Here is an 11,066-nt window from a genome sequence, read left to right as displayed (position 1 = left end):
GACATGCTTGAGCAAATTTTAGAAATTTTAAAGCACTCGAACCTCTTTTTGACCGGTGGCGGCGGGGTCGGCAAGACCTATCTCACGCAAGCCGTGATCAAGCACTACCGAAGCGAGCTGAAAAACGTCGTGATATTAGGCTCTACGGGCATCAGCGCGGTCGGACTTGGCGGCGTGAGTGTGCATAGCTTTTTTAAATTCGGTATCTGTAAAAACTACGAGGAGCTAAGGCTGTTTGACAGAAGGCAAAGAGGCAAGCTAAGCAGCGTCAGATCGATGCTAGATAGCTGCGATCTGCTCGTGATAGATGAGATCTCGATGGTGAGTGCTGATCTAATGGAAATGATACGTTACCGCCTAAATACCTCAAAATTCAAAGGGCGCGTGCTGTTAGTGGGCGATTTTTATCAGCTGCCTCCCGTGCAAAAGCAAGACTCTGCACAGCTGTTTAAATTTACCTACGCCTTTAGCTCGAGTGCATGGAGCGATATGGGGCTTAAAAACGTCGAGCTACTCGTGTCAAAGCGCACACAGGATATGAAATTTTACGAAATTTTATCGCGGCTTAGAGTAGGTGAGCTAGATGACGAGGTCGTTGGCTACATCTCATCTTTAAAGGTCGATAAATTTATCTTAAACGACGATACTAGCGTGCTTTTTGGCAGAAACTACGAAGCTGATATGCTAAATCAAGAGAGACTAAATGCTATCGACAGCCCGCTTGAAATTTCGACTGCCGAGGTCAAAGTCTTTGATGAAAATTTAAACGAAAAAATGCTTGCAAACTGGATAAACGCGCTAAATAGCCCGGTAAATTTAGGTATGAAGATCGGTGCAAAGATAATCTTTACTGCGAACAAATGGGGCGAATACTACAATGGCGAGCAGGGTAAGATCGTGCAGATCATCAAAGAAGGCGGCGTCTGCTCTAGCGTCATTGTGCAAAAAGATAGTGGCGAGATAGCCGAAATTTCAAGAAACTGCTTCGAGCTTAGCGAATTTGCCTCTGATGATGACGAGATCGTGCAAAATACGCTGGCAACGTTTTTGCAGTTTCCGTTTAAGCTGGCATACGCGCTCACCATCCACAAATCGCAAGGCATGAGCATAAATTCTCTCGTCTGCGATCTAAATCACATCTTTGCCAACGGGCAGCTTTATGTGGCGCTTTCTCGCGCGATAAATCCCGAGAGGCTGAGCCTTTTTTACAACAAAGACGGCGATTTTAGGCAGTATTTAAGAAAAGTGGTTAAAATTGACGAGGAAGTTAGGAAATTTTATACGAGCAATACTTTTGAAAATATCAAGGAGAATTTATAGATGAAAAAGCTGTTTTTTATGCTGATTTTAGGCGTTTTGGCCTTTGGCGACGTGCTAAAGATAAGCGATTTTCAAACGGACATCTACTCAAAAGCCGGGCAAAATTTGACTAAAAAGATAAGCGTCAGCCTAGAAGTCGTAGGGCGCGACGTGAACGACAACGAGTCATACGTACTAGACGCGCTAAACGTCGTCATCGGAAGCTTTTACGTAGAAGATATCTTGACCTCGCTTGGCAAAGAAAAGCTAAAGGACACATTTATAAAATACGCCGCTAAAAAGCATGCTCTTGATATCGATGACGTGCTTATTTTAAACATAAGAGTGATAAACAACCTCGAGCTAAACGAGATAATAAAAGCCATAAAAACTCAAAATTTATGCGGTGAGGGCGCACCCTTGGATACTTCGGCGCAAACTCCCGTCAAAAAAAAGAAGTCAAACGATATCGTGATATCTCCCGACTCATCTACTATAAATCAGCGCCCGATCGATCTAAACAGCGTGCAGGAATTTGGCAAAGATTTTGGCGAGTAAAATTTACGCCTTAAATTTATTGATTTACTATGTCATATCCTTGTGGGATGACGGGAGTTAGCGTCTCTTGGGGGATGATAGCGTCTTTTAGCGTGTTATTTAGCGTGATTTTTATTTTGTTAGAAAGCTTATCTTTATAGTCTATCATCACGGGCAGGCCGTTTTTCATTGTGATGAGATAGTCCACTCCGTCGTAGATCGCCTTATATAAAGTAGGCTGGATCTGCTCGGCGTGAGCTAGGATCTGAGTCAAATTCGGCGTATCGTCAAGGCGTGAGATGATGGCTTGCTCAAGCTCGTCCTCTATCACGACGACGCGCTGTTTATCAAAATATATCCTCTTTGGCGTCGGGCTTTCGTATATCCAAAGCGCAGTATTGTCGTTTTTAGCGTAAAATCTACCCTTGTAAGTGACGCTTGAGCCCTCGCTAAAAACGATCTGGGTGAAGTCGCTTTGCAAGCTTTTGAAATTTAGCCCCGCGCCAAAGCTAGCAACGGCTAAGAGGGCGGCTATCAAAAATTTTCTCATTTCATATCCTTTTTTGCGGTATTCTAGCTTAGTTTAATTAAATAAATAGTTAAAGTGTGCTAAGATAAAAACTTTAAAATTTTAGGAAGGCAAAATATGGTTTCAGCGATATTTCGAAAAATTTTCGGCACGAAAAACGATAGAGAGATCAAAAAATATGTAAAAAGAGTGAAATTTATAAATACACTCGAACCAAAATACGAAGCTATGAACGATGAGGAGCTAAAGGCGGCGTTTAACGAGCTAAGAGCGAAGGTAAAAGAAGGCGTGCTTGGACTTGAAGAGGTGCTAAACGATGTCTTTGCTGTCGTTAGAGAGGCTAGTAAGAGAGTGCTTAAAATGCGCCACTTTGACGTGCAATTAATCGGCGGTATGGTGCTTCACGAGGGCAGGATAGCCGAGATGAAAACGGGCGAGGGTAAGACACTGGTTGCTACTTTGCCTGTCGTGCTAAACGCGATGAGTGGCAAGGGTGTGCATGTAGTGACCGTAAATGACTACCTCGCAAAGCGCGACGCTACGCAGATGGGCGAGCTTTATAACTTTCTGGGACTAAGCGTCGATGTCGTTCTAAGCGGCGTTTATGATGATAGCGTCAGACAAGCGGCCTATAACGCGGACATCACATACGGTACGAACTCGGAATTTGGCTTTGACTACCTGCGCGATAATATGAAATTTGACGCCAAAGACAAGGTGCAAAGAGAACATAATTTCGTTATCGTCGATGAGGTCGACAGTATCTTGATCGACGAGGCTAGAACGCCGCTCATCATTTCAGGCCCTACAAATCGCACGCTTGATGGATACATCAAAGCCGATGAAGTCGCGCAAAAGCTCACCAGAGGCGAAGCGGCTGATCCGAACGTGCCAAATTCCAAAGCTACGGGCGATTTCGTAGTCGATGAGAAAAACCGCACGATAATGATAACTGAGGCTGGCATCAGCAAGGCCGAAAAGCTATTTGGCGTTGAAAATTTATATAATCTTGAAAATGCGATCCTCAGCCATCATCTGGATCAAGCCCTAAAAGCGCACAATCTTTTCGAGCGTGACGTGCATTATGTCGTTAAAAACAACGAAGTGGTGATAGTCGATGAATTTACCGGACGTCTAAGCGAGGGCAGGCGCTTTAGCGAGGGGCTACACCAAGCGCTTGAGGCTAAGGAAAAGGTCAAAATTCAAGAAGAGAGCCAAACCCTGGCCGATACGACATATCAAAATTACTTTAGGATGTATAAAAAACTAGCGGGCATGACCGGTACGGCGCAGACCGAGGCGACTGAATTTTCTCAAATTTATAAGCTTGATGTCATTTCGATACCTACAAACGTGCCTGTGATGCGTATCGATAAAAACGATCTCATTTACAAAACTCAGGCTGAGAAATTTAAAGCCGTGATAGACGAGATAAAGCGCTCCCACGAAAAAGGACAGCCCGTACTCGTGGGAACTGCTAGCATCGAGCGAAGCGAAGTGCTCCACGAGATGCTGGTAAAAGCAAAGATCCCCCACTCTGTGCTAAATGCCAAAAACCACGAAAAAGAGGCGCAGATCATCGCTGACGCCGGTGCAAAAGGTGCGGTCACCATAGCTACAAATATGGCGGGACGTGGCGTGGATATCCGCATAGACGATGAGGTGCGCGCACTTGGCGGACTTTACATCATCGGCACAGAACGCCATGAGAGCAGACGTATAGACAATCAATTGCGCGGTCGTGCCGGTCGTCAGGGCGATCCTGGTATGAGTAGATTTTATCTAAGCCTCGAAGACAACCTGCTTAGAATTTTTGGTAGCGACCGCATAAAAGCGATAATGGATAGGCTGGGCATCGACGAGGGCGAGAGTATCGAAAGTCGCATGGTGACACGTGCAGTCGAAAACGCACAAAAGAAGGTCGAGAGTCTGCATTTTGAGGCTAGAAAGCACCTGCTAGAATACGACGATGTAGCGAACGAACAGCGAAAAACGATCTATAAATACCGCGACGAACTACTGGACAAAGAGTATGACATGAGCGAGAAAATAGCTCAAAACCGCGGCGAATACGTCGCGCTTTTACTTGATCAGGCTGAAATTTTTCACGGCGGGCTAAAAGATGACTACGATATCAAAAATTTATGCGCGCTCATCTTTAACGACTGTGGCGAGGAGATAAACGAGAGCGAGCTAAAAGGGCTTGAATACGATGAAATTTTAGCCAAGCTCACTGAAATTTTAGCCAAACGATATGATGAAAAGATGAGCGTTTTAGAGCCGACTCAAAAGCGCGATATCGAAAAAGTGCTGTATCTGCAAGTGCTGGATAACGCTTGGAGAGAGCATCTTTATCAAATGGATATCCTAAAGACGGGCATCGGGCTTCGCGGCTACAACCAAAAAGATCCGCTCATCGAGTATAAAAAAGAGAGCTACAACCTTTTTGTGGAGCTCGTTTCAAGGCTAAAAAGCGAGAGCGTGAAGATGCTTCAAATGGTGCGCCTAAGAAGCCGCGAGGAGCAGGAGCGTGAGACTGCGGCTATGCTTGAGAGGATGCAAGAGCAGCAAGACGAGGGGCTGAAATTTAATCAAAGAGAGGGCGAGGACGCACCTGCCGTGCGCGAGAAAAAGATACCTCGCAACTCCCCTTGCCCTTGCGGGAGCGGGAAAAAATATAAGGACTGCTGCGGTAAAAGCGGCCCTAAAAAGGGCATCCTGGCTTAAATATCATCTCAAAAGCGCAAGTAGCGACGCGCCTTTGAGCTAATCAAATTTCGCTAAAATCGATCTTGATACGTTTTGGTGCGGGCTAGAGCCATAGCTTCGCGCCTTGATGTAAATTTCAAAGGCCAAAAATGACTAGCTTGCCAAAATATCTGCTATTTAAGTATCTGCGTTTTGATAAAACACAGCCTTTTATCACGCTTAGTGCGATGCTTGCATTTTTGGGCGTGAGTATCGGACTCATGGTGCTTATCGTCGCGATGGCGATAATGAACGGCTTTGATAAGGAATTTGAGCGCAAGCTTTTTACCATGAACTACCCGATATCCGTTATGAGCGCTTTTAAAGGCGAGATAAACGACGAGCTGACAGCAGAGCTCAAGGCTAAATTCCCGGAGCTTAAATTTAGCCCTTATATCAGCACGCAAGTCATTTACCGAGGCGCAAATACACTTGAAGGAGGCCTACTTTTTGGCGTAAATTCAGCCGATGAAAAGCAGATAAACTCGGTCGTAAAAGAGGCTTTAAAGGATAAGGAGCTAGACGGATATGAAATTTTGATCGGAAGCGGGATAAAAAGCGAATTTGGCTTGAAGCAAAACGACAAGCTCACTTTGATCTTTACCAAGGCCGATCCGGGCGGCTTTTCGCTGATACCAAAGATGAAGCGCTTTGATGTGGCGGCCGGATTTAGCTCCGGGCTGATCGCTTACGATAAGACATATTCATACACTTCCGTGCAGGCGCTGCGTAAAATTTTAGACTATCCTGAGGGCGTTTATGACGGCATACATGTTTATTCGCCAAAGCCGTTTGACGATCTTGCCCGTGTGCAAGAGGCCCTACCTATGGGACTAAAGGCGATAGGCTGGTGGCAGCAAAACGGCAACTTCTTTTCAGCCCTTGCTCTTGAAAAGCGCGCCCTTTTTATCGTCCTGATGCTCATCATTTTGGTAGCGTCATTAAACATCATAAGCTCGCTTCTCATGACCGTGATGAACCGCCGTCAAGAGATCGCATTGTTACTTGCACTAGGAGCCAGTAAAAACGAGATAAAACAAAGCTTTTTTTACCAAGGGCTCGTTATCGGCGGAAGCGGTATAGTTTTTGGCCTGGTCTTGGGCTTTGTGGGTATGTGGCTACTTGGGAATTTTAATATCATAAATCTACCTGCCGATGTTTACGGCACGTCAAAGCTTCCTATGGAGCTAAGCTTGCTTGATTTTGCCATGATCGTTGCCGGAGCTGTGCTGATAGTGGCGGTATCGTCGTATTATCCGGCTAAAAAGGCAACGCAAATAGATGTGCTTCAAACGCTTAGAAACGAATAGCTAAAATTTTACGACATTTCAGCGAAGCTAAATTTACGGGGTGCTCTATCGCCATTTTTTGTTTTAGCTGTGTTTGGCGCTATATAGGCAACCAAGCACCGCTTTAAGCCAAAAGATATAAAATTTCACCTACCGATGTCCTTATCTATCTTGCATTGTAGGGCTTCATGCACCAAAGACCTAGCGATAGAGCGCTCTTCGCTGATAAGGTGAAAGCTGCTGCCCAGGTCGCGGAAAAGCTCCTTCTCCTCGCGTCCGTTGAATCTTATGATCGTTTGGATATCCGCTGCGTAGTCTTTTATCTTTTTAGCGATCAGCTCGAGGCGTTGTTCGTTATCGACGGTTATTATGACCGCTGCAGCGTTTTGCAAGCAAGCGTTTTCAAGAGTTTGGGTTTGCAGTGCGTTTCCTAAAAATACATTTTCGCCGCGGCTCCTGCCAAGCTCGACGAGGCTTATATCGTTTTCAAGCACGAGATATAAGATCTTTTGCTCTTTTAGGCGTAGCACGACCTCTTGCCCGAGCTGCCCGTAGCCAAAGACTACGATATGGTTTTTTATCTTTTGCGGTTTTATCATCTCGTTTGGCTCTATCGCGATCTCTTTTTCGATAAAATCTGCCAAGCGGTTTAAATTTTTAAGTATGAAAGGCGTTATAAACATCGACACTACCGATGTCGCGATAAAAATTTGAGCTATTTTGGGCTCTAGTAGGTCTCTTGTGCTCATTAGGCCAAAAACCGCGAGTGCGAATTCTCCGACCTGACAAATGCTAAGAGCCGTTTTCGCCGCTACTCTGCGACTTAGATATACTTTCAATATACCAAAAACGACTAGGGCTTTTATCGCCATCACGGCGATCACTAATGCAGCGATGACTAGGATATTTTGCATGACGACGCCAAAATTTATCTGCATGCCGATCATGATAAAAAACATTCCCAGCAAAATGTCTCTAAACGGGATGAGGTCAGCTTCGATTTGGTGTTTATACTGCGTCTCGGCCATCATCATACCCGCCAAAAACGCTCCCAATGAGTATGAAAAGCCAAATTTGTGCGCCAGCTCGCTACCGCCCACGACTAGCAGCATTATCGTAGTGATGAAAACCTCTTGCGAATTGGTCTGCACGACCTTGTAAAATATCCAGTTGATGACGTATTTGCCTATGATGTAAAGCACGACGATCAAAATGAGCGCACTCACCAAGGTCTTTAGCAAAAGCTCGTTTATAGAGCTTCCTTGTTGGCTAAAGATATCCACCATCAAAAGGATAGGGATGACCGCGATGTCTTGAAAAAGCAAAATTCCAAGCGCCTTACGACCGAAATTTTGCGAGATATCTCCGCTATCGTTTAGCGTCTTTAGCACTATGGCTGTCGATGAGAGTGCAAAGGCCAGACCTGCTATGAGCGAGGATCTATCGGGTATCTTCATCACGTAAAAAAGCAAAATCCCGATCGCAAAACCGCTTATGCAAACCTGCAAAGTACCGTTTAAAAAGACCTCTTTTTTCATCGCCATCAGGTGTTTGAAGCTAAATTCAAGACCTATGGTAAACATCAAAAACACTATGCCAAATTCTGCTATATGCGCGACGTCATCGGTGCTTTTAAAGTCCAGCACCTCCGAGATCAAGACGCCTGTTACGATGTAGCCGATGATGGTCGGTATGGAAAATTTGTTAAATATTACGTTTAATGCGACGGATATGGCTATCGTGATCAAAAGCCCGAGCAAGAAGTCCATTTGTTTATTTTTTTCCTTCGTAGAATATCAGATCGAAGCTATTTTTATGTTTGACGAGCGATTTTTTAGCAGGTATCGCACTTTGCTTGCTTTTGTTTAGCTGCTCTTTGAGCTCGTCTATCGTAGCTTCAAATTCGTCCATTTTTTCCTTTAGCTGAAGTATGACGTCTACGCCGGCTAAATTCACGCCAAGATCACGCGTTAGACGCAGTATCATCTTGACACGATCGACATCTTTTTGCGAGTAAAGCCGCATGCGCCCGTCCGTGCGAGAAGGCTCGATGAGCCCTTCGCGTTCGTATTGGCGCAGGGTTTGAGGGTGTATGCTAAGCACCTTTGCCACAACGCTGATGAGATATACTGGTTCTTCATAGTTTTGCATCGTTTCACTCCGGTAGTTTTTCTCTTAAAATTTCGACTAATTTCGGGTCTAGCTCGTGTATGTCCGGCAACTTTATGCGCGCTTTTAGATAAAGGTCTCCGTAAATTCCGCTCTTTCTGTTTTGCACGCCGTATCCTTTGAGTCTGATCTTAGTTCCGGTCTTAGAATTTTCAGCTATCTTTATCGTTACGTCTTTTTTAAACGTATGTATGGCTACCTTGCCGCCAAACATCATCGTTTTTAGCGGGATCTCGACATCTTTATAAAGATCGTCGCCGTCGCGTTCGTATTCGTCACTAGGCTCGATACTGACGCTTAGGATGAGGTCTCCCGTCCTGCCGCCCGCACTATTTCCTTTGCCTTTTATGCGAAGCTTTTCGCCGTCGTTTATGCCGCTTGGGATCTTGATCTTCAGGCTCTCGCCGTTAAAATTTATCCTATGTTCGCCGCCTGTTATCGCTACGTCAAAAGGTATGCTGACTTTGGCATTTATATCAAGATCCATCGCTCCAAACCCGCCAAATCCCGCACTGCTAAAGCCTTCGAATCCTCCGCCAAATCCGCTGCTAAATTTCGCTCCGCCACCGCCAAAGCCGCCTGAAAATATATTGCGTAAAATTTCGTTTAGATCGCCCATGTCCGCCGAGCCTTGCGCAAAATCATGGAAATTTTGTCCGCCGAACATACTATCGCCGTATTGATCGTATTGCGCGCGCTTTTTTTCGTCGCTTAAGATTTCGTAGGCTGCGTTTATCTCTTTAAATTTATCTTCGGCACCTGGGTCTTTGTTTATATCAGGGTGGTATTTTCTGGCTAGTCTTCTGTATGCTTTTTTTATTTCATCGCTTGTCGCGCCTTTTGAGACACCTAAGGTCTCGTATAAGCTCTCACTCATATATTCTCCTTTTGTCTATTTTTTGATGCGTATTGTAGCATAAAACTTTAGTCTAAGTCAATCAAGTTTATAGTCATTTACTTAGCACGAAATTTATTAAAACTTTATTATGATGATGGTCTTATAATCACTGCGAAATTTTTAAAACCAGAGGTCAAAAATGAAAAAAGTTATGCTTATTTCAGTTGTTGCCGCAAGTCTTCTTTTTGCGGCCGATATAAATTTTAACGAGGCGAATTCGGACATTACACGCGTTTCACCAGTTCAAAATGATAAAAACGTGATACTTTCATATCACAGCTCGATCTCCGAGGCCAAAAAATCAGTAGTAAATATCTCCACCACAAAGACCATAAACACTCAAGGCGTGGATCAGATGTTTAACGATCCTTTTTTCAAAGAATTTTTTGGCTTTAACTTTGGAGTGCCAAAAGAGCGCGAAAAGAGCACATCGCTTGGCTCTGGCGTCATCGCTTCAAAGGACGGATATATCATCACGAATAATCATGTCATCGAGGATAGCGATCAGATATTAGTCACCTTGGCAAAGGGCGGTAAAGAGTATAAAGCCAAAGTCATCGGAAGCGATCCTAAAACCGATCTGGCCGTCATAAAAATAGAAGCGAACGATCTTGACGCGATAACTTTCGCCGACTCTTCAAAGCTGCTTGACGGCGATGTCGTATTTGCCATCGGCAACCCATTTGGCGTGGGCGAGAGCGTGACTCAAGGCATCGTCTCCGGGCTAAACAAAGACAACATCGGACTAAATCAATACGAGAATTTCATCCAGACCGATGCCTCTATAAATCCCGGAAATTCAGGTGGTGCGCTGGTAGATAGCAGAGGATATTTAGTAGGTATAAATTCCGCCATACTCTCACGTAGCGGCGATAATAACGGCATCGGCTTTGCCATACCTTCAAGCATGGTAAAGGATATCGCCAAAAAGCTGATATCTGACGGTAAGATCGAGCGCGGATACATCGGCGTCACGATAGCAAATTTGACCGACGAACAAAAAGAGCTTTATACAAACAAAGAAGGCGCGCTCATAAGCAGCGTAGAAAAGGGCTTGCCTGCTGATGAAGCCGGACTAAAACGCGGTGACTTGGTCATCTCGGCAAACGACAAACCTATCAAAAACGCGAACGATCTTAAGAATTTCATAGGTTCGTTGTCTCCAAATAGCAGCGTTGATCTCACATACGAGCGCTCCGGCAAGATCATGAACGCTAAATTTAAGCTCGCAAATATGGAAACGAGCGCAAAAGCCAGCAAAGAAAGCGCTATCATCGACGGACTAAGCGTCACGACATTGACTGACGATACTCGCTTTAAATTTAAGCTAAATCCCGACACCGTGGGCGTTTTAGTCACTGATGTAAAGACCGGTTCAAAGGCTGAGGATTTTGGCTTTGAGCGCGGAGATATCATCGTCCAAGTAGGCGAAGAGATCGTCAAAGACGTGCAAAGCTTTTCAAAAATGATAAAACAATCAAACGGCAAAAAGACACTAGTCTGGGTCAATCGCAGAGGTATAATGCAAGGTCTTGTCGTAAAATAAAATTTGACGGGCAGCTTCGCCCGTCTTTAAATCCTGCTTGGTTAGTTTTTT

General features: G+C 44.7%; 9 protein-coding genes. 5 read left to right on the top strand and 4 right to left on the bottom strand.

Annotation, left to right across the window (positions count from 1 at the left end):
* Positions 1-3 precede the first annotated feature (3 nt).
* Together HMPREF1139_RS09650 and HMPREF1139_RS09645 are read left to right on the top strand one after the other, a co-directional pair.
* On the top strand, positions 4-1,320 hold the full coding sequence (locus tag HMPREF1139_RS09650) for an ATP-dependent DNA helicase (protein ID WP_009651268.1): 1,317 nt from the start codon (positions 4-6) through the stop codon (positions 1,318-1,320).
* Positions 1,321-1,857, top strand: a complete 537-nt coding sequence (locus HMPREF1139_RS09645; RefSeq protein ID WP_009651145.1) for a flagellar basal body-associated FliL family protein — start codon at positions 1,321-1,323, stop codon at positions 1,855-1,857.
* Positions 1,858-1,873: 16 nt separating this feature from the next.
* On the opposite strand, the gene lolA is transcribed toward HMPREF1139_RS09645, so the two are convergent.
* Positions 1,874-2,386 (bottom strand): LolA-like outer membrane lipoprotein chaperone, encoded by a 513-nt coding sequence (gene lolA, locus HMPREF1139_RS09640; protein WP_009651231.1) that lies wholly within the window; start codon positions 2,384-2,386, stop codon positions 1,874-1,876.
* Between the two features lie 96 nt (positions 2,387-2,482).
* Between lolA and secA the strand changes: the two genes are divergently transcribed.
* Positions 2,483-5,092, top strand: coding sequence for a preprotein translocase subunit SecA (gene secA / locus HMPREF1139_RS09635; protein ID WP_009651109.1), 2,610 nt, complete (start codon positions 2,483-2,485; stop codon positions 5,090-5,092).
* Between the two features lie 131 nt (positions 5,093-5,223).
* The gene (locus tag HMPREF1139_RS09630) at positions 5,224-6,423 is read left to right on the top strand and encodes an ABC transporter permease (RefSeq protein WP_009651144.1); all 1,200 of its coding nucleotides are present in this window, start codon (positions 5,224-5,226) and stop codon (positions 6,421-6,423) included.
* Positions 6,424-6,548: 125 nt separating this feature from the next.
* Here the strand turns inward: HMPREF1139_RS09630 and HMPREF1139_RS09625 are convergent, their stop codons facing one another.
* The 3 genes from HMPREF1139_RS09625 to HMPREF1139_RS09615 are packed head-to-tail and all read right to left on the bottom strand — an operon-like array spanning position 6,549 to position 9,448.
* Positions 6,549-8,171 carry a cation:proton antiporter gene (locus HMPREF1139_RS09625; protein ID WP_009651468.1) on the bottom strand — a complete coding sequence of 541 codons (1,623 nt, stop codon included), beginning with the start codon at positions 8,169-8,171 and terminating at the stop codon, positions 6,549-6,551.
* 4 nt (positions 8,172-8,175) lie between these two features.
* Positions 8,176-8,553, bottom strand: coding sequence for a heat shock protein transcriptional repressor HspR (locus tag HMPREF1139_RS09620; RefSeq protein WP_009651322.1), 378 nt, complete (start codon positions 8,551-8,553; stop codon positions 8,176-8,178).
* A gap of 4 nt (positions 8,554-8,557) precedes the next feature.
* A complete protein-coding gene (locus HMPREF1139_RS09615; protein ID WP_009651269.1) occupies positions 8,558-9,448 on the bottom strand; it encodes a DnaJ family protein in 891 nt (296 codons plus the stop codon).
* Between the two features lie 160 nt (positions 9,449-9,608).
* On the opposite strand from HMPREF1139_RS09615, the gene HMPREF1139_RS09610 reads away from it, so the two are divergent.
* Positions 9,609-11,015, top strand: coding sequence for a Do family serine endopeptidase (locus HMPREF1139_RS09610; RefSeq protein ID WP_009651481.1), 1,407 nt, complete (start codon positions 9,609-9,611; stop codon positions 11,013-11,015).
* Positions 11,016-11,066 lie beyond the last annotated feature (51 nt).

Origin of the sequence: Campylobacter sp. FOBRC14, from assembly GCF_000287855.1 — a bacterium.
Taxonomy (GTDB): Bacteria; Campylobacterota; Campylobacteria; order Campylobacterales; family Campylobacteraceae; genus Campylobacter_A; species Campylobacter_A curvus.
This window is presented reverse-complemented; position numbering and strand designations above follow the sequence as displayed.

What these genes read in the sequence shown, in the direction of transcription:
- HMPREF1139_RS09650 (WP_009651268.1), top strand. Translation starts at nt 4, where the DNA reads ATGCTTGAGCAAATTTTAGAAATTTTAAAGCACTCGAACCTCTTTTTG.
- HMPREF1139_RS09645 (WP_009651145.1), top strand. Translation starts at nt 1,321, where the DNA reads ATGAAAAAGCTGTTTTTTATGCTGATTTTAGGCGTTTTGGCCTTTGGC.
- lolA (WP_009651231.1), bottom strand. Translation starts at nt 2,386, where the DNA reads ATGAGAAAATTTTTGATAGCCGCCCTCTTAGCCGTTGCTAGCTTTGGC.
- secA (WP_009651109.1), top strand. Translation starts at nt 2,483, where the DNA reads ATGGTTTCAGCGATATTTCGAAAAATTTTCGGCACGAAAAACGATAGA.
- HMPREF1139_RS09630 (WP_009651144.1), top strand. Translation starts at nt 5,224, where the DNA reads ATGACTAGCTTGCCAAAATATCTGCTATTTAAGTATCTGCGTTTTGAT.
- HMPREF1139_RS09625 (WP_009651468.1), bottom strand. Translation starts at nt 8,171, where the DNA reads ATGGACTTCTTGCTCGGGCTTTTGATCACGATAGCCATATCCGTCGCA.
- HMPREF1139_RS09620 (WP_009651322.1), bottom strand. Translation starts at nt 8,553, where the DNA reads ATGCAAAACTATGAAGAACCAGTATATCTCATCAGCGTTGTGGCAAAG.
- HMPREF1139_RS09615 (WP_009651269.1), bottom strand. Translation starts at nt 9,448, where the DNA reads ATGAGTGAGAGCTTATACGAGACCTTAGGTGTCTCAAAAGGCGCGACA.
- HMPREF1139_RS09610 (WP_009651481.1), top strand. Translation starts at nt 9,609, where the DNA reads ATGAAAAAAGTTATGCTTATTTCAGTTGTTGCCGCAAGTCTTCTTTTT.